This is a genomic window from Nocardia vulneris (assembly GCF_001613425.1).
GTDB classification, from domain to species: Bacteria; Actinomycetota; Actinomycetes; order Mycobacteriales; family Mycobacteriaceae; genus Nocardia; species Nocardia vulneris.
In genome coordinates this window covers 1-16957 of record NZ_BDCI01000035.1, presented here as the reverse complement: position 1 = coordinate 16957, position 16957 = coordinate 1, and the positions used below count along the sequence as shown (strand labels likewise).

The 16957-nt window shown below is 67.2% G+C and carries 20 protein-coding genes and 1 pseudogene; 8 read left to right on the top strand and 13 right to left on the bottom strand.

Annotation, left to right across the window (positions count from 1 at the left end):
- Positions 1-160 precede the first annotated feature (160 nt).
- The 3 genes from NVU01S_RS29865 to NVU01S_RS29855 all read right to left on the bottom strand — a co-directional run bounded on the left by NVU01S_RS29865 (position 161) and on the right by NVU01S_RS29855 (position 2096).
- Positions 161-520: a hypothetical protein gene (locus tag NVU01S_RS29865; protein WP_141692287.1), complete on the bottom strand. Its 360-nt coding sequence runs from the start codon at positions 518-520 to the stop codon at positions 161-163.
- A 140-nt stretch (positions 521-660) separates the two neighbouring features.
- Entirely contained in the window at positions 661-1395 is a 735-nt protein-coding gene (locus tag NVU01S_RS29860; RefSeq protein WP_043681969.1) for an SDR family NAD(P)-dependent oxidoreductase, read from the bottom strand.
- Positions 1396-1505: 110 nt separating this feature from the next.
- Complete coding sequence (locus NVU01S_RS29855) at positions 1506-2096, bottom strand: TetR/AcrR family transcriptional regulator (protein WP_043681966.1); 591 nt, start codon at positions 2094-2096, stop codon at positions 1506-1508.
- A 38-nt stretch (positions 2097-2134) separates the two neighbouring features.
- On the opposite strand from NVU01S_RS29855, the pseudogene NVU01S_RS43645 reads away from it, so the two are divergent.
- Positions 2135-2293: pseudogene (locus NVU01S_RS43645) on the top strand (DUF4189 domain-containing protein); the annotation flags it as partial.
- A 45-nt stretch (positions 2294-2338) separates the two neighbouring features.
- Here NVU01S_RS43645 and NVU01S_RS44330 read toward each other — a convergent pair.
- From NVU01S_RS44330 to NVU01S_RS29830, 5 genes are all read right to left on the bottom strand, one after another.
- A complete protein-coding gene (locus tag NVU01S_RS44330; RefSeq protein WP_167829468.1) occupies positions 2339-3013 on the bottom strand; it encodes a hypothetical protein in 675 nt (224 codons plus the stop codon).
- Complete coding sequence (locus NVU01S_RS29840; protein WP_043681959.1) at positions 2997-4766, bottom strand: M91 family zinc metallopeptidase; 1770 nt, start codon at positions 4764-4766, stop codon at positions 2997-2999. The genes NVU01S_RS44330 and NVU01S_RS29840 overlap by 17 nt, the downstream gene beginning before the upstream one ends.
- Before the next feature lie 15 nt (positions 4767-4781).
- Entirely contained in the window at positions 4782-5153 is a 372-nt protein-coding gene (locus NVU01S_RS29835; RefSeq protein WP_244467545.1) for a hypothetical protein, read from the bottom strand.
- Between the two features lie 833 nt (positions 5154-5986).
- The gene (locus NVU01S_RS45030; protein WP_244467544.1) at positions 5987-6268 is read right to left on the bottom strand and encodes a helix-turn-helix domain-containing protein; all 282 of its coding nucleotides are present in this window, start codon (positions 6266-6268) and stop codon (positions 5987-5989) included.
- Positions 6265-6846 (bottom strand): AraC family ligand binding domain-containing protein, encoded by a 582-nt coding sequence (locus NVU01S_RS29830; protein WP_244467543.1) that lies wholly within the window; start codon positions 6844-6846, stop codon positions 6265-6267. The genes NVU01S_RS45030 and NVU01S_RS29830 overlap by 4 nt, the downstream gene beginning before the upstream one ends.
- Positions 6847-6979: 133 nt before the next feature.
- On the opposite strand from NVU01S_RS29830, the gene NVU01S_RS29825 reads away from it, so the two are divergent.
- On the top strand, positions 6980-7573 hold the full coding sequence (locus tag NVU01S_RS29825) for a nuclear transport factor 2 family protein (RefSeq protein ID WP_052281392.1): 594 nt from the start codon (positions 6980-6982) through the stop codon (positions 7571-7573).
- A 258-nt stretch (positions 7574-7831) separates the two neighbouring features.
- The gene (locus NVU01S_RS29820) at positions 7832-9316 is read left to right on the top strand and encodes an MFS transporter (RefSeq protein WP_043681953.1); all 1485 of its coding nucleotides are present in this window, start codon (positions 7832-7834) and stop codon (positions 9314-9316) included.
- 13 nt (positions 9317-9329) lie between these two features.
- On the opposite strand, the gene NVU01S_RS29815 is transcribed toward NVU01S_RS29820, so the two are convergent.
- Entirely contained in the window at positions 9330-9920 is a 591-nt protein-coding gene (locus tag NVU01S_RS29815; protein ID WP_043681951.1) for a TetR/AcrR family transcriptional regulator, read from the bottom strand.
- A gap of 174 nt (positions 9921-10094) precedes the next feature.
- On the opposite strand from NVU01S_RS29815, the gene NVU01S_RS29810 reads away from it, so the two are divergent.
- The gene (locus tag NVU01S_RS29810; RefSeq protein WP_043681949.1) at positions 10095-11384 is read left to right on the top strand and encodes an MFS transporter; all 1290 of its coding nucleotides are present in this window, start codon (positions 10095-10097) and stop codon (positions 11382-11384) included.
- Here the strand turns inward: NVU01S_RS29810 and NVU01S_RS29805 are convergent.
- The 3 genes from NVU01S_RS29805 to NVU01S_RS29795 all read right to left on the bottom strand — a co-directional run bounded on the left by NVU01S_RS29805 (position 11374) and on the right by NVU01S_RS29795 (position 13531).
- Positions 11374-11940 carry a hypothetical protein gene (locus NVU01S_RS29805; protein WP_043681991.1) on the bottom strand — a complete coding sequence of 189 codons (567 nt, stop codon included), beginning with the start codon at positions 11938-11940 and terminating at the stop codon, positions 11374-11376. The two genes, NVU01S_RS29810 and NVU01S_RS29805, sit on opposite strands and share 11 nt — an antisense overlap.
- Positions 11941-12053: 113 nt before the next feature.
- The gene (locus NVU01S_RS29800) at positions 12054-12929 is read right to left on the bottom strand and encodes an NAD(P)-dependent oxidoreductase (protein WP_043681945.1); all 876 of its coding nucleotides are present in this window, start codon (positions 12927-12929) and stop codon (positions 12054-12056) included.
- 32 nt (positions 12930-12961) lie between these two features.
- On the bottom strand, positions 12962-13531 hold the full coding sequence (locus NVU01S_RS29795; RefSeq protein ID WP_043681942.1) for an NADPH-dependent FMN reductase: 570 nt from the start codon (positions 13529-13531) through the stop codon (positions 12962-12964).
- A gap of 154 nt (positions 13532-13685) precedes the next feature.
- Between NVU01S_RS29795 and NVU01S_RS29790 the strand changes: the two genes are divergently transcribed.
- The 3 genes from NVU01S_RS29790 (at position 13686) to NVU01S_RS29780 (ending at position 15589) form a co-directional block, all read left to right on the top strand.
- Complete coding sequence (locus NVU01S_RS29790; RefSeq protein WP_043681939.1) at positions 13686-14138, top strand: MarR family winged helix-turn-helix transcriptional regulator; 453 nt, start codon at positions 13686-13688, stop codon at positions 14136-14138.
- A 123-nt stretch (positions 14139-14261) separates the two neighbouring features.
- Positions 14262-14645, top strand: coding sequence for a DoxX family protein (locus tag NVU01S_RS29785; protein ID WP_043681935.1), 384 nt, complete (start codon positions 14262-14264; stop codon positions 14643-14645).
- Positions 14646-14698: 53 nt separating this feature from the next.
- Positions 14699-15589 carry an RNA polymerase sigma-70 factor gene (locus NVU01S_RS29780; RefSeq protein ID WP_043681932.1) on the top strand — a complete coding sequence of 297 codons (891 nt, stop codon included), beginning with the start codon at positions 14699-14701 and terminating at the stop codon, positions 15587-15589.
- Positions 15590-15937: 348 nt separating this feature from the next.
- On the opposite strand, the gene NVU01S_RS29775 is transcribed toward NVU01S_RS29780, so the two are convergent.
- Complete coding sequence (locus tag NVU01S_RS29775) at positions 15938-16255, bottom strand: DUF222 domain-containing protein (RefSeq protein ID WP_226887425.1); 318 nt, start codon at positions 16253-16255, stop codon at positions 15938-15940.
- 156 nt (positions 16256-16411) lie between these two features.
- Here NVU01S_RS29775 and NVU01S_RS29770 point away from each other — a divergent pair, with 156 nt between their 5' ends.
- Positions 16412-16873: a GNAT family N-acetyltransferase gene (locus NVU01S_RS29770; RefSeq protein WP_043681930.1), complete on the top strand. Its 462-nt coding sequence runs from the start codon at positions 16412-16414 to the stop codon at positions 16871-16873.
- Positions 16874-16957 lie beyond the last annotated feature (84 nt).

Genomic DNA, 16957 nt, shown 5'->3' with positions numbered 1-16957 from the left:
GCGCGGGCGTGGGTCGCGGGGTTGTGGCGCGCTGCGGGAGGCGCCGAACCCGGGTGTGGGTGTTGGTCGGTTGATCACGAGGAACTGGTGGCGGCATCGGTCGAGAGGCTCCCGCCACCAGTTCCTCGTGATCGTGCGTCCAGGAGTCGGCACCCGGCGTTCAGCGCTGGTCGGTGCGGGGGCGCAGGGCGTAGGCGGGGACCAGTTGTCCTTGGACTACCAGGTCAGGGCGGCCGTCGGCGTATTGCACGCTGAATGTCACCCGCCCCATCCAGTCCCCGGCGACCGTCGGCACCCAGTGGGTGAGCAACCCTGCTCGCTCCCCGGTCATGATCACTCCGGCACCGTTCGTGTGCTTGGGCGTGCCCGGATCACGAATCACGATCGCATCCAACCGAACCCACACCGGCCGCGGCCGCACGGTGACCGCGGCCGCATAATGCCCCACCCCATCCGGTTCGATCAGCTCCGGCTCCGTACCCTCCGTGCGCGGCACCCCAGACTCTGATGTCGAACTCATGTTCGAATAGTAGCGCCTCTCCTGCGTCATCATGAGTAGCAGGATCCGCAGGTTCAGGTCCGGCCGCTCACGCCCGGCGCGCGAGCGCCATGTCGCGGGCGGCGGATTGTTCGTCCGGTGCCCGGGTGTGTTTGCGTGCCTCAGACCTGGGCGAAGCCGCCGTCCACGGCGAGTTCGGAGCCGTTGATGTAGCTGGAAGCGTCGGAGGCGAGGAAGACTGCCGCTGCGGCGATTTCCTCTGGTTCGGCCAATCGGCCCAATGGGACCGATGTCGCGGCGGCGGCGAGCTCGTCGGGTGAGACGAGCTCTTGCAAACCCTGCGTGCGGGTGCCGCCGGGCGAGAGCAGGTTGATTCGGTATCGACGTGTGCCGGCGTCGTGGGCGAACCCGCGGACCAGGTTGCGGATCGCGGCCTTGGTCGCGCCGTACACGGGCAGGTAGGGCTGGGGGCGCGAGACCGCCGTCGACCCGGTGAGAATGATCGAGGCTCCCGGCGACAGCAGGGGCAACGCCTTCTGCACAGTGAACAGCGAGCCCTTGACGTTGGTGGTGAACATGGCGTCGAACTGCTCCTCGGTGATCTCGCCCAGCGGGGCAGCTATCCCGATCCCCGCATTGGCCACCAGCACGTCGATCCGGCCCGCCCGCTCCGCGACGGTCGCGTAGAGCCGGTCGAGGTCTTCGAGCCGGCCCACGTCGCAGCGAATCCCGGTGACCTCGGGGCCGAGTTCCGCCTCGACCTCGTCGAGCTGCGCTTGGCGACGGCCGGCGACGAACACTCGTGCCCCCTCGGCGCGGAAAGCTCGCGCGATCGCCAGGCCGATGCCCGTGTTCGCCCCCGTCACGACTGCGACCTTGCCCTGCAGCATCTCCATGTCAGCTCCTATCCACATTCTTGACCGTGTGGTCCATAACCTTCCCTATATGGACTGAACGGTCAAGAACCTGGGTGGCGCTGTGCTGTGCGTCACTGTGGCAGGCGTGCTCAGTCCTTGGGTAGCAGGCCGTCGAGCAGAGCCTCGGCCAAGGTCGACAACGCGGCCGGATCCGGACTAACTCGACCGAGCACGATCAGCCCGAGCTGGCCGGCCAGCACCGCGCGGGCGGTGAGTTCCGGGTCGAGCCGGGCGGCGACGTCGCCCTCGCGCTGCGCTCGGCGTATCGCGTCGGTCAGCACGGCAGTGGTCGAGGCGTAGCTGCGCCGGGCCTCTGCGGCCACCTCGGCAGCACTAGCCGAAAGTTCCATCGCGGTGTTGGCGAGCAGGCAACCTCGACGGGCTTGCTCGCCACTGGGATCAGCGGCGGGTCCGGTCACGAAACTCCGGACGACATCGATACCGCGCTCGGCTTGTTCGAGCCAGTCGCGCAGCATTTGATCATTGGCCTCGTCATACATGCGCAGCACGCGCAAGAACAGGCTCTTCTTGTCTCCGAACGCCCCGTACAAGCTCCCCTTGCCGAGCCCGCTGGCCGCCAGGAGATCTTCGAGCGATGTGCCCGCATATCCGTTGTCCCAAAATGCCGCCTGCACGGCCGACAGCACGCGCTCTTCATCGAACTGTCGGGGACGTGGCACAAGCCCGATACTACCCATAATGGACCGATCGGTCCGGCATGGTCGCGGAAGCCTGCCATTCTCTGACAGCGAAGATGGACGCGTTTTCGGTCAACCACCCGACGGAAGCCGACACCATCCGAGCCGCCGACCGCGCATGCAAGGGTCGAGGCATCATCGACTGCCGGATGATGGTGACGTTCGCGAACGGCTGGGGTGCAGTCGTCACGAGCCCGCTCTCGATCGTCGCAGGGTGGGGTCGATCATCGGAAAGCCACCGGCTCTGTGCAGAAGCGGTGTTGCCGGGTGTAGGAAACCTGCCCGTGGGTCGCGATCTCGACGCCGTTCACCGTGCGGAGTCCCAGCGCTGGCGGGTATGGCTCCGGCACGACGCCGAGGCAGAAGACAATGCCCGCCGGGGCGGACGGAAGTCCGGGTGGACCGTCGTCGAAGCCGCCCCCGAAAGGGTGGTAGGCGGTCAACGGGCGGGGGATCCGGATGGTTCGTGATTCTGTGCTGCCGGGGTGAACGCGCAGTATGCCCACGGACGGCGGCACCGCCAATTCCTGAACTTCGTCGGGCCAGTCGAAGAGTCGCTGGGCGATTTCGATGGTGTTGCCGGCCGGGACGATATAGGCGTCCCCCTGCGGCACCTTGCCTTCGTGCGAAACGAGCGTCGGGACTATCAGCTCCTGGCTGCTCCGATTGTCGACACGCCAGGTAACCGCGAGGTCCGCGCCGGTGACCGTCACCTCGGCGTCGAACGTCACCCCAACCGGAATCACGGCGCCACCGGCCACATGGTCGGGCTCGCCTCCTCCGCCGGTATTCGTCGTCGTTCGGCAAGCGATGAGAAGCATTGCGCAGAAAGCGATCGAAGCGCAGGCCCGCAGGCCGGCCCCGAATCTTTCGACCCGGCTGTTATCTGTAATGGTCACGGTTCGGCGCACCCAGCTCCCTGCGCAACCCGTTCTCGGTCAGCTCGATCCGATGGTCGGGGTCGATGATTTCCGGGGTGTTCGGATCGTGGTCGTGATCGACCGGTAGGCCGACGGCAACTCGTTCTCCTTGCCTTTGCTGGTGATCGAGCGAGTCCGCTCCGGTGTACGGGGTCTCATCGAAGTTGCCGGTCATGTAGTCGTAGACGTGGGCCATCTCGTGGTAGAGGATCGCTACGGGCGGGCCGTCGTTGATGGAGTCCATCCGTGGTGAGTATTCGATTTTGTTGTTGCCGAGGTGGGGAATGGGCGCGGTGCTGTTGTCGCTGTCCGGGTACTCGGTGATCGTCAGGTTTTCCCTGCCGATGCCGAGGAATCCCGAGTTGTCGTGCGCGCGTTGCATTTCGGTCAGCATCTGCTGACCGGCCGGCGAGGACCGCAGCATTTCCAGATCGGCCTCGGCCCTGGTCACGAACTCCGGCGACCCTTCGATCGCGATGAACCGGGCCTCGTTGGAGAGCTGCACCGTCACGATGTTCTCGGTGCCTGCGTCCGAGCGATCGCCGGACTCCTGGTACGTCGTGTCGATGCCGGTGCCGCCGTGGGTAGAGTCCAGTCCTGCTCCGGCATAGGACGTATCGTTTCCGGCTCCGCCGAACAGGGCATCGTTGTCGCGTCCACCCGACATGATGTCGTTGCCGTCGCCCCCGACGACGGTGTCGTCGCCGGTCCCGCCTTCGAGATAGTCCTGGCCACGCCCGCCCAGGAGCCGATCGTTGCCGCCGAGCCCGTACACGGTGTCGTTGCCCGCGCCGCCGCTGAGCAGGTCGTCATCGCCCTGTCCGTCGACGTAATCGCGCCCGAGCCCGGCGAGGACGGCGTCGCGGCCGGCGCCCGTTTCGATCTCGTCGTCGTCGCGGCCGCCGAGCACGCGGTCGGCTCCGGCGCCGGTCTTGATCCGGTCGGCACCGCTGCCGCCCAGGACCGTGAAGTTCACCTGGGTTCCCGCGGGCACGTTGACGCGGTCGTCACCCGCGCCGGTCCGAACAACGATCTCCTGGCCCTTGGGGACGACATATGATTTTCCGTTGATGGTGACCAGGGTTCCGTCGCTGAACGGGTCATCGCCGATCGTGATTTCGTCGTTGCCCGCCCCGGTGTTGATATAGGTTTTGTTGCCCACCGTGATGACCCCGACGGTATCGATGTCCTCGGGCAGCGTGAACGGGTCGGCGCCATTCTGGGTGATCGGCTCGAAGGCGGCGCTGATCGCCTGCCATTGCGCGGTGGCGTCGATCAGCGTCTGTCGGTCTCCGCCCAGACTGCTGTCGAGGCCCGCGCGGATCTCCGTGGCGCGGATGCCCGCGGCACGGACCAGTTCGGCCTCGGTGTCGTCGCGCGGCTCGAACCTGACTGCACCTGACGGACTACCCGAATGCGGAATGTGCGAGACGGTGGCCCAGGACTGGTCGAGCTGGCCCTGCGCAATGCGCACGGATGCGGCGATGAACTGCACTCCTGCGGACACTTTCACCGCAATGTCATAGGCGGCGTCGAACTCGGCGACTACTCGACCGCGGTGCGCTTGGTACGACTCGGCGGACTGACCTTGCCATTCGGCGACGACGTTTTTGGATTCGGCGATCAGCCGATCCGCGGTCGCCTGAACTCGATCGGCGAGCGTCGTCCACTTCCGTGCCGCATCGTCGAGCGATGCGGCATCGTGCCATAACTGCCAACGCCCCTCTGCCATTCGAATCCCTTCTCGTCATCGCGGCGCGGGCGGTGGTGGTGGCGGCCGCCGCGGGCCGGTCGGCGCCGAGGAACTGGCCAACATGGCTTGTGCCGAGGTCTCGTCCGCGTCGGAGATGGCGAAGGCGAACAGCATCAAGCCCTCGGCATCGGCTTCGAGCACGGCCGCGAGCGACTCGATCGCGTCGTGCGCGGCCTCGACACAAGGTGCGTGCGCCGCCGTGGTCTTGTAGCCGCCGTCGGTATCTCCCGCGTCTCTCGGCGCGACGGTCAGACCGCCCGCCGAATCGCTGATCGCTGAGGTCAGGCCGATGGCAAGGTCGATACACCGATCGGCGAGCGTCGCCAAGTCCTCCGGACGGACCCGTACCGTCGAACCCTGAGCCATCGGATCACCCCCCGTTTGAGCTCCCCTGGCGTCGAGGGTACCTAAATCAGCGCATCCGGTAAATGGCTATCAAAAAACCGTACCTATTGGTCTCGGTGATGCTTGCTCGGCGTTCTCGAGCCGGGCTTGATTGCCCTGTGCCGCAATAGGTTCGGGCGGGGCCAGTCAGCCTCGGCGGTCGCGGCCGGGCGCAGGCGACGAAGACGAGGACTGCCGGCGGCGGCGCAGGAGGCGGAATCTGGCGACGACGGCGAGGACTGCCGGTGGAGGCGGGATCCGGCGCTACGTGCACGCCCGGGTCACCGACGGCGGCGAATGGTGATGACGATTGGTTTGCGAGCGGGACCGCCTGTGAGCAGTCCCGCTCGCCGCGTTGTGCACAGAGGCCGCGTCGTTACCGCGCGCGGTGGCTACCTCTGCACCTTGCCGGACTACTTGCCGTTGCTACGTCCGGACTTGGGCCCACCCTTCGTCGGGGGGATCCGCTCGTACGTGCAGGCTCCTCCCGCATTCGGGGGGCAGTTCACGCATCGGTACCCGGGGATTTCCCGGCCGGCGCACGAGGCGGCGAAGAACATCGATCCGCTTTGCGCTACATCGGTAACCGGGGCTGCCGATGCCTCGCTCATCCCGAGACCGAGTCCGGCGGCACAGACCGCGATCGCAGCGCTGACGGCAATACGTTTGAACACAGTTCTTTCCCTCCCAAGGCGACTCCCCGTCGCCAATCGTGAATTGGCCCGGCAACAAACTCTGTTGTCGCCGAACGGTTTACAAGCTAACAGCACAATCGCTCGGCGCGGCTCCTCCTCGCAACCATGGCAGTGCCATGTTCACAATGGCAGGCGCAGTAGCGACTGACTCCGTGCACGGTGGACTACGCTGCCCGCCTCGTGGGCGGCTAGGGCGTGTGCCCGCTGGTCTCCCGCGGGTGCCGCAGATCGGCCTGATAGCGGCCCCGGGGTCTGGCCGATGATTGCGGTGAAGGCCTCGATGAAGCTGGTGGGATTGGACCAGCCGCAGCGGACGGCGATCTCGGTGACCGAATGGCCGTGCACGAGATGCACCAGGGCGTACTGTACGCGCAGCAGCGTGCGCCACTGGTGGAAGCTCATGCCCAGCTCGGCTCGGAACAGGCGGCTGAGGGTGCGCTCGCTCGCGCCGACGGCTCGTCCAGTTCTTCGAGCGTGGCGGGGGAGGCCGGATCGGCGTGCAGCCGGTCGGTCACCGCGCGCAGTCGGTCGTCGACCGGTTCGGGCAAATGCAGTGCCTGTTCGGGGCGTTCGGTCAACTCGTCGACGATCACGCGCAGCAGCCGGTCCGCGACCGCCGGCCGCAGTGTGCTGCCGCCGGTGAGCTTCAACATCGCCTCGCGCAGCAGCCCGGACACCGCGAACACGCTCGGATGCGGGGGGAGCGCGGCACACAGCGCTGCGGGCACCTCGAGGATGCTGATCTCGGTGTCGCCGTAGGCGCGGTGATAGTGCTCGAAATGCGGTGGGGTCCAGGAGATCCGGTTCGTGGGGGAGACCCAGGTGCCGCCTGCGGTGGTGGTGGCCAGCACCCCGCTGGCCGCGTACAGCAGCTGACCCTGCGCATGCGAATGCGCTGCGATGCCCTCGCCGTGCACCAGTGCCCAGCGACCCTGGATGTCGTCGTAGCCGAACCACGGGATCTGGCGGTGTCGGGGCACACCCCATGGTGCCGCCGATCTTGGCGGGAATCCGGAATCCGCTGTCCGGATGGCGGTGGCAGGCCACGCCCTTCGAGGGCGACATTGGTTTCGAGGGCGACATTGGTTAGGCCACTGAAAGGAGATTTCGGACATGATCGAAGATCGCGTCGCCGACCGTCTGGCGATCGGTGAGCTGATGTCGGGCTGGATCCATCGCGACCGGGAGCAATGGGCGGAACTGGCCGGGCTGTTCCACGTGGACGCGACCCTGACCATCCTGTGGTTCTCCGGCAGCGCCCGCGATTTCATCGACGGCTCTCGTCGTCTCAGCGGCGGCCCGTTGCGCAACAAGCACTTCATCGGTTCCCCGGCCATCGAATTCGCGGGCGATCGCGCGTTCGTCGAGACCAACGCGATCCTGCTGGCCGACCACCGCGAGTGCGGTCTCGGCGCGACGATCCACAACCGCTTCCTCGATCGCGTGCGCCGCGACGACGGCGTCTGGCGCATCGCACATCGCGACTCCGTCTACGACCTGGGCGGATTCACCTATCCCTTCGGTGTCGACGGCGCGGAGCACATCGATGCCGAGGCCCTCGCCCGTCGCCACCCCCGCGAATACGCGGCGCTGGCCTATCTGCTCGAACGCAGCGGAGTCCCGGTGACCGGCACATACCCGACCCGCTTCAGCGACCGGGAGCGCACCCTCCGCGCAGCGGGCCACGCCTGGTTGGCCGGGGAGTGACCATGCCGTATCGTGGCGCGGACTTCCTGTTGCTTCTGTAGTGGATTCGAGGTGGTGACTTATATCCCAGGCCATGTAGCCGTCCGTGGTCCCGCACGTCCTTATTTGTGAACGTGTGCGGGCGGATGCGCGCTGGCCTGAGTTGTGTCACCCCATCCCTGTTTTCCGGGTGCAGCTCTGCCGACTGCTCCGGGTTTCGTATGGTCCGGTCCTAATCGACGGCGAGCTCCCCGATTCCTGAACCAGGAGAGTTCCGCCATGAATTCCGCCGCGCTCGACGACGAGCCCGAACACACCCCTGAACCTGCGGCCCATGCCGCATCCGGCCCGGGGCCGACGATGACGACGGCCGCCAGGATCGCCCTCGCGGTCGTGCTGACCGGCGAACTGATGAGCATCCTCGACGATTCGGTCGTCCTGACGGTCATGCCCACGCTGCAACGCTCGCTCGGCACCGGACCGGCCGTGGTGCAGTGGCTGACCGCGGGCTACGCGCTGACCTTCGCGCTCGGCCTGATCACCGGTGGCAGGCTCGGTGATCTCTACGGCCGGCGCAGGGTCTTCCTGCTCGGCACCGCCGGGTTCACCCTGGCCTCGCTGCTGTGCGGCCTCGCGGCCGGGCCCGGCATGCTGATCGCCGCCCGCTTACTCCAGGGCGGTGCTGCGGCCGTGATGATCCCGCAGGTCCTGGCGACTCTGCACGTCACCTTCGACGGTGCGAACCGCAGCCGGGCGTTCGGTCTCTACGGGGCCATCCTGTCGATGGGCAGCGTCGTGGGTCCGGTGCTGGGCGGCGTGCTCACCGAGGCCGACCTGTTCGGGTTGTCCTGGCGACCGATCTTCTTGATCAACGTGCCCGTCGGCCTCGCCGTGCTCGTTCTCGGACGGAAGTTCGTCATCGAGTCGACCGCGGCGAAGGCCGACCGCCTCGACCTCGCCGGGGTGCTGCTGTCGGCGATCGCGATGGTGCTGATCGTCTTCCCGCTCACCGAGGGGCACACCCACGGCTGGCCGCTGTGGTGTTTCGCCATGCTCGCCGGCGGCGGGCTGATGCTCGGCGTCTTCCTCCGGCACCAGCAGCGCCGACGGTACGATTCGCCGCTGGTTGCGCTGTCGCTGTTCGAGGACAGGCAGTTCTCCGGTGGTCTGTCCGCGCAGTTGACGATGGCCTTGCTGTGCGGGCTGCTGTTCCTGACCTGGAGCCTGTACCTGCAGCACGGCCTGGGCATGAGCCCGCTGACGGCAGCCCTGGCCTTCACGGTGCTCGCCCTCGGCGAGCTGGCCGGTGCGATGACCGCGACGAAGACCGCCGGACGCTTCGCGCGCCGCCTGCCGCAAGCCGGGGCACTGATCGCCCTCGCCGCGATCGCGGCCTACGGGATCCAGATCAGTAGCGGGCAAGCCGAGGTGACCGTTCTCGCGATGGCGGTCCCCGTGGTGCTGCTCGGGTTCGGCTTCGGACTGCTCGGTGGACCGATCGCGGACCTGAGCCTGGCGCAGGTTCCGCACGCACGCGCCGGTTCGGCCTCGGGGCTGTTCAACACCGCGCTCCAGCTGGGCTACGCCGTGGGTATCGCGCTGTCCGGTCCGGTGTTCTTCGCCGTTACCGGCGGCGCACCCACGGGCGCGCTCAACCGCGACGCGTTCACCGGCGTGCTGTGGTGGGTCGGCGGGGCCTTGATTGTGCTGTGGGCCTTGATGTTCTGCCTGCCCCGGCGCGCACACGGTGCCGCCGAACGATGACATCGCCCATGCCTCAGCGCAGTACCTGGGCGACGAGCCGGTCGGTGAACTCCCGTGGGACGGGCTCGCCGGTGACCAACGCGCGGTAGTAGATCGGGCCGACCAACTGATCGACCAGGAAGTCGATGTCGGTCTCCGGTGGCAGCTCGCCGCGCTCGAGGGCGCGCTGCAGGGGCAGGCGCTCGCGCGCACGCTGGTGACCGAGCGGGTCCGTGCGTAGCTTGGTCGCGACCTGCGGATCGTGTTGCGCCTGTCCGGTGAGGGCGCGGAAGACGGCTCCGGCGTCCGACGTGGTCAGGAATTCGGCGAGGTTGTGCAGGTGGATCCGCAGGTCTTCGCGGAGGTCGCCGCTGTCGGGTGGGGTGAGGTGCTGGGCGGCGTCGTCGGCGAGGGCGTCCAGCAGAATCTCGGTCTTGGACGGCCACCAGCGGTAGATGGTCTGCTTGGCGACGCCGGCTCTGGCGGCGATCCCTTCGATCGTGAGCCCCGCGAACCCGCGCTCGACCAGCAGGTCATCGGCCGCCTCGAGCACCGCGCGGCGGGCTTGCTCGCTGCGCTGATAACGGTTTCCGTGGTGGGCGGGGCGGTCGGCGTCGCCTGCCATGCGCGTTCTCCTCTGCGTCGGAGCGCGGCGTCCCGAGTAGACGCCACGCAACGTTGCGTCTACTCTAGCAGGACGGCCGGGAATCGACTGTCCCCGTGGGACTTATGAAGCGGCTGTCGCCCGGGTTCCGTTGTCCGACCGGTGAATTCCGGTCCCTGGAGAGAAAGCACACGCATGTGCAACGCCTGCGGGGACGTCGCGCACGTCCTCGAATCGAAGCCCGCCCCGGTTCGCAAATTCGCGGCCCTGCGCAACCGCGACTGCCGGCCGTACCTGTTCGGTGCCGCGCTGTCGATGATGGCCGACAACATCGAGCACGTCATCACCTACTGGGTGCTCTGGCAGAAGTTCCACTCACCGGCGCTGGCCGGGTTCGAGGTGATCAGCCACTGGGTGCCGTTTCTGCTGTTCTCCGTCTACTTCGGCTCGCTCGCCGATCGCTACGACTGCCGTCGGCTCATCCAAGCGGCGCAGCTCCTGTTCATGGCCGTCTCCGCGGCCTGGGGGGTGCTGTTCCTCACCGGCTCGTTGCGCGTGTGGGAAGCGTGCGTGCTGCTGGTGCTGCACGGTTGCGCCGGGGCACTGTGGAGTCCGGGGGAGCAGTTGATGCTGCACGATTTCGTCGGGCGCGCCGAGCTGCCCAGCGCGGTGCGGCTCAATGCCACCTTCCGCAGCCTCGGCATCCTGTTCGGCCCGGTGGTCGGCTCGGCGCTGCTGCTCGGGCTGGGCCCGACCGCGGGCATCTTCGCCAATATCGTGTTCTACCTGCCGCTTACGCTGTTCCTGTTTCGGACCGAGTTCACCGGTCACACGCGCGACGGCCACGTGCCGCGGCCGCGGGTCGGCGTGCTCGATTCGGTGCGTGTGTTCCGCGAGGTCCGGTCGAATCGCACGATGGTCAGCATGATCGTGCTCGCCGGGCTCGGTTCGTTCTTCGTCGGTGCGTCGATGCAGTCGTCCATGCCGATCTTCGCGCACGACCTCGGTGCGGGCGATGCCGGACTGACCTACGGTGTCCTGCTGTTCGCCAATGGGGTCGGCGGCGTTCTCGGCGGGATCCTGCTCGAAGCCACCGGACGGATCAAACCGACGGTCACCGCCGCCGTCGTCAGCACCGCGGTCTACGGACTGACGAGCCTCTGTTTCGCCGCCACCGCCAGCTATCCGTTCGCGGTCGTGCTACTCGTGGTCGGCGGGGTGGCGAACCTGGCATCGATGTCGATCGGGCAGACCGTCGTGCAACTGCTCGCCCCGGCCGCCGACCGGGGCCGGGTGATCGGGCTCTACGGTGTGTCCTCCAGTGGCCTGCGCGCGGGTAGCGGTTTCACCGTCGGATTGATCGGGGCGGCCATCGGCGTGCACTGGTCGCTCGGGCTCAGCGCCCTCGCCCTGTGCCTGGGCACCGCGGCCACCGCGCTCTACGTGTGGCGGGGCCGCGCAGCGACCCCGGCCGCTACTTCATGAGCCGGAGCAAGCCCAGTTCGGGTTCGAGCGCACCGTCCTGGCCGAGCGCCAGGAAGTCCGCTTCGACCGCCGAGCGAGCGAGTTGTCCGGCCCGGACCGCCCGGTAGCGGACGAACGACCAGAGGAAGACGTCGAGGTTGTCGAATCGGGTGCCGCCCTCGACCACCTCCTCTTCGTGAAACCACACGGCCACTTGACCATTGGTGAGGACCACGTACAGGTTGCCGCCGCCGTCGGCGCCGATCGAGTACACGTCGTCGTCGGTGAGTTCGGTCGTATAGTCCGAATCGAGGATGCCGCAATCGTTTCCGGCGAAATCGAAGCCGTAGGACCAGTCGAAGATGTCCAGGAACTGCGGCAGCAGGCCGGCGCGCACCCGACGGTCGAACGCGCTCAGTGCCGCGGCATCGGACGGTGCGAGACGACCGAGAAACGTTGCCACCGAACGCGTTTCGTCCGGCACCTGAACTCGCGGCGCGGTGCGGAACCAGCGCGCCAGGTCGGCGTCGAGGTCGCGTTCGGTGTAACCGACGAGGTCGGCGGTGCAGACAGACATGCCGAGCATCCTAGAAGGTGCAGCGACGGTCTGGTTTGCGTAGACCGTTGCCCCGCAACGTGAACGCCGCGGGGCCGGTCCTGTGGAGCATGTCCTGGAGCGGAGCGCGCTGCTCAGTGGGAGCGGCCGGGGGAGCGCTGCCGGGTGACTTCGGCGACGCTCGCCCAGTCGAGTTCCGCGCCGATCTGCTCGACCGCGCTGGTGAACACGTCGTGCAGAACCGGTCCGGTGGGGAGGTGGGTGCCGATTTCGTCGGCGGTGCTCAGTGCGAGGTTCAGGTCTTTCAAGCCCAGCGTGGTGGTGAAGCCCGGCGGTGTGTACGTGCCGGTGGTGATGGCGTTGCCGTAGCCGCCGTACACCGGGCCCGGGAAGATCGAATCGTTGATCATTTCGACGAACCGCCCCGCGTCCAGTTCGGCGTGCTGCAGCAGGGTGATCGATTCGGACAAGGCCTGTAGCGCGTGCAGGATCAAGTAGTTGACCGCGATCTTCACCGTCGGTGCGGCGTCCACGGCGGCACCGAAGTCCCACACCCGCCGGCCGAGCGCGGCGAGCATCGGTGCCGCCGCGGCCCGGACGTCCTCGTCGCCGGAGACCAGCACGGCGAGCTTGCCTGCCACCACCGCCTCGGGACGGCCGATCACCGGGGCACTGAGGTAACCGCCACCGGCCGCGGCGAACTCGCGCGCCGCGGCCGGACTGATGGTCGCGTGGTTGATGTGCACGAAACCCGCTGGCGCGGAGCGGATCCGGTCCGCGGTGAAGACCTGCCGCACCGCCTCTTCGTTGCTCAGCATCGAGAAGACCGTCCCGGTGGCGATCGCGTCCTCGGGGCGGTCGGCGAGCGTCGCGCCGCGCGCCAGCAGGTCGTCGGCCTTGCCGGCGGTCCGGGTCCACACGGTGACGCCGTACCCGGCATCGAGCAGTCGGCCGGCGAGGGCGGCGCCCATCTTCCCGAGGCCGATGAAGCCCACCTGGTGAGTTGCCATGATTGTTTCTCCGTTCTTCTAGAGGACTGCGGTCATGAGTTGCCGTCGAGGGCGCGGGCCATGTCCGCACCGATCTTGCGCAGTAGTTCCCGGTTCGGGCCGAGCGTGGTGTCGAGGTCGCGCAGCTGCCAGTTCTCGTCCACGTCCTGATCGGTGATGACGGCTTCGACATGCGTCTCGAGCAGTCGCATGTGCAGGCCGTGCAGGACGCCGATGAGCTGTTCGGCGCCCCGGCCGCCGCCGTGGGTGCCGTAGGTCAGCAGGCTCGCGGGCCGGTCGCGCCATTCCCAGTAGAGGTAGTCCAGCGCGTTCTTCAGCACGCCCGGGTAACCCCAGTTGTATTGCGGGAAGACGAAAAAGAAGCCGTGGTAGCTCTGCACGAGCCGGCTCCAAGCCCGGGTGTGTTCGTGCTCGTACTGTCGCAGCGCGGCCTTGCGGGGTTCGTCCAGGAACGGCAGCCCGATCTCGGCGAGATCGAGCAGGTCGTAGTGAAGATCGCTCTGCTCCTGCAGGGCGTCGCGGGCCCAGGCGGCTATCCCGGCGCAGATGCGGGTGGGGCGGGTGCTGCCGATGACGACGGCGACGCGCTTCTGGTCCGTCATAGGTCTGCTTCTTCCCTGTCCGGGTCGTGCCGAGCCTTGGCCACCGTCGGCGGCCGACCCCGCGTACCCACGCTATTGTTCGTGACAAATACTGTTTGTGTCACGAACCAAAATAGTTGGTATCGCGAACTGAATCAAGCTAATCTGGCCTACTGTGACCACAGACGCACCCGACCCGGAGCCGGACCTCGTCGACGGGCTCATCCAGCTGTCGTTCATCCTGCAAGCCGTGCTCGGCCGCCTCGCCGGTCAGCAAGGGTTGTCGGTCACCCAGTTGCGCATGCTCGCCGTGCTCGACGATCGCGAGATCGGCATGCAGCAGCTGGCCGGCATCCTGGAACTGGAGAAGTCCAGCGTCACCGGCTTGGTCGATCGAGCCGAGCGGCGCGGCCTGGTGCGGCGGATCGCCGTCCCCGGAAACCGGCGCGCTGTCCATGTCACCGTCACCGCCGAGGGCCGCGCCGTCGTGCACCTGGTGCGCGACGCGGTCCGAGCCGAAATCGGCAATCTGGCAAACACTTTGAGCGAGCGGCAGCAGGGCTCCTTCCGGCGCTCGATCGAAACGCTGATCGCGCATTACGTCACCCAGCACGGCATTCCGGTGTGAGCGCCCGCGCTGCGTGGGTGGTGTCGAGTCGTGGGTCCAGTGACGCGGTGACCTGCGTCACGCACTGTCACGGGCGGCGGCTCAGTGGTGTCTTCAGGTCGAACATCGAAACGAGGAGACCTGATGAACATCGCACTGTGGATCGTCACCGGATTGCTGGCCGCCGTCGCATCGGCCGGCGGCACCATCAAAATGTTCACGCCCAAGGCGAAACTGGCCCAGGCGCCCGGTGGGCGCTGGACCGCCACCGCTGGCGCGGGAGTCATCAAAACCCTTGGCGGCGTGGAGGTTCTGGCCGCGATCGGCTTGATTCTGCCCGCTGTGCTCGGGATCGCGCCGGTGCTCGTCCCGGTCACCGCGGTGTGCTGGGCGCTGCTGATGGTCGGCGCGATGATCACCCATGCCCGCGACGGCGAATACAAGGTCATCACCGCCAATGTGGTCTACCTCGCGATGGCGGTCTTCATAGCGTGGGGCCGGTTCGGGCTCGAACCGTTCACTGCCTGACCCGGTAGCCTTGCCGAGCATTTCCCGGCCAGGCACGAGGAGCAGAGTTCGCGATGACGACCACAGCCGACCCGGCGATCGACCCGTTCGTCGCGCACCGCAACCTCCTGTTCACCGTCGCCTACGAAATGCTCGGCTCCGCCGCCGATGCCGAAGACGTCCTACAGGAAACCTGGCTGCGGTGGGCCCGGGTCGAGGTGGCTCGGATCGATGATCCGCGTGCCTATTTGGTCCGTATCACCAGCCGTCAGGCCCTGAACCGGATGCGCACGCTGAAACGCCGAAAGGAAGCGTATGTCGGGCCGTGGCTGCCCGAACCGTTGATCACTGCGCCGGATGTGGCCGAGGATGTCGAACTCGCCGAAAGCATGTCGATGGCGTTGATGCTCGTCCTCGAGGCGCTGTCGCCCACCGAGCGGGTGGTCTTCGTGCTGCGCGAGGTCTTCGACGTCGGCTATGACGAGATCGCTGCCGCTGTCGACAAGACTCCGGTCGCCGTGCGTCAGATCGCCCTGCGGGCCCGCCGCCATGTCGAGGCGCGCCGGCCACGGTCGGTGGTTTCCCCGGCGCAGGCCAGGGCGGCGCTGGAGTCTTTCCAGCAGGCGTTGGAAACGGGTGATCCGCAAGGGCTTCTCAACGTGCTGGCCCCGGATGTCGTGCTGCTCACCGACGGTGGCGGCATCAAGACCGCGGCCCGGGTACCGCTCGTCGGCATCGAAAAGGTGCTCAGGAACCTGCTGGTCGGCTTCGGCAAGATCAACCCCACGCTCCGTACCGAAACCACCGTGGTCAACGGCGGCCCGGCCCTGATCATGCGCTGGGACAACGAAATCGGCATCATGAGCTTCCGCCTCGACAACGGTCGCATCACCGGCCTCTACTTCGTCCGAAACCCGGAGAAACTCACCCGCCTCGACTCCCGCACGGGCTTCAGCTTGCGCTGAGACCTACTGGACCGCAGTCGTTCTCGTGGTCTTCGATCCCGGCCCGGATTTGCTCGTCTCCATCCATTCCGGAGAGGCCGAATTGTTCGGCCGGTCACGGTGGTGGGCAGCCCGCGTACGCCGGTCTCGACGAGTGGGGGCTAGGCGGCGGATGACCGCCGGAGTCCTTCCGGACAACCGCATCAGCGGGTGCGGTCGTATGGTGATGCCTCGGCTGTGATTGGCTTAACCGAACGCATTGGGCCGCAGTAGATCTCGGCGTCGACCCGCGCTATCGGAGTGCTGGGCGCGGCTTGCTGTTCGGCGTCCGCGGTGATGCCCGGTCGCGGGAGGTGCGCGGGCTCGGCGTCAGCTTGCGGCTGCCAGCACCCGCCACACCTTCTTGGAACGGGAGCGGGCCTGCGGAGCCGCGGTCTCGATTCGGCGGCGCGCTTCGTGGGCGGTGATGCGCAGCAGATCGGTCAACAGCTCGACGGTGTCCCGGTAGCCGGTGTCTGCGGCGAGGCCGCGTCGCTCGGCTTCGGCGACGGCCGCGCGCATGGCGGCATCCAGTCGCCTTCTACGGCGTTCGGTTTCGACTAGGGTGCGCAGCAGATCGACATCGGCCAGTTCCGGCCATCCTGGTGTTCGGGCATCCGGCGCCAGCGCGGTCGAATGTATGGTCACGCGAGGGAGCTTACCGCAAAGATAGAACATATGTTCGACAATTCGGCATGCTGGTGCGTCGCGAGGGCTCTCGAACCGCGCCGGAGCGGTCCGAGCGCGCGCGCTCGGCGGTAGAAGCGGATGTTCGACCACAGCGGTTGCTGCCAAACTGGTCGAATGATCGTCAGACTTGCGCAGGAGCAGGATCTTTCGGCGTTCCTGAGGTTGGCTTCTCAGGTCGAGCACTGGTTCGGTCCCATGGTGAACGATGCCGGCTTCCATGCGGCCGTGAGCAGACACATTCACCGCTCCGCGGCATTGGTCGCCCATTCGGGGTCCGACATCGTGGGCGGATTGCTGTTCGGGGGCAGTGCTCCGCGCTATCAGGTGCACTGGCTCGTTGTTTCGGAGCGAGAACGCGGAAACAACATCGGGACGACATTGCTGGCCGAGGCCACGCGGAGGTTCGTCCGGTTGCCGGGCTGCATCGAAGTGATCACCTTCGGTGCCGATCACCCCGGCGCGGTCGCCAGCGGAGCACGAGTCTTCTACGAGAGACACGGCTTCCTCCCTGGCGAGGAAGCCCCAGCGGGGCCGGAGGGCGGTTCACGACAGGTTTATCGCCTGGCCATCAGCTGATCCTGCATTCGGCGTGCGGGCGGTGGCGGTTCGGAAAACGCTCCGGAAGCGGCAGCAGAGGACGTTCGCGAAGTCGCGGTCGGC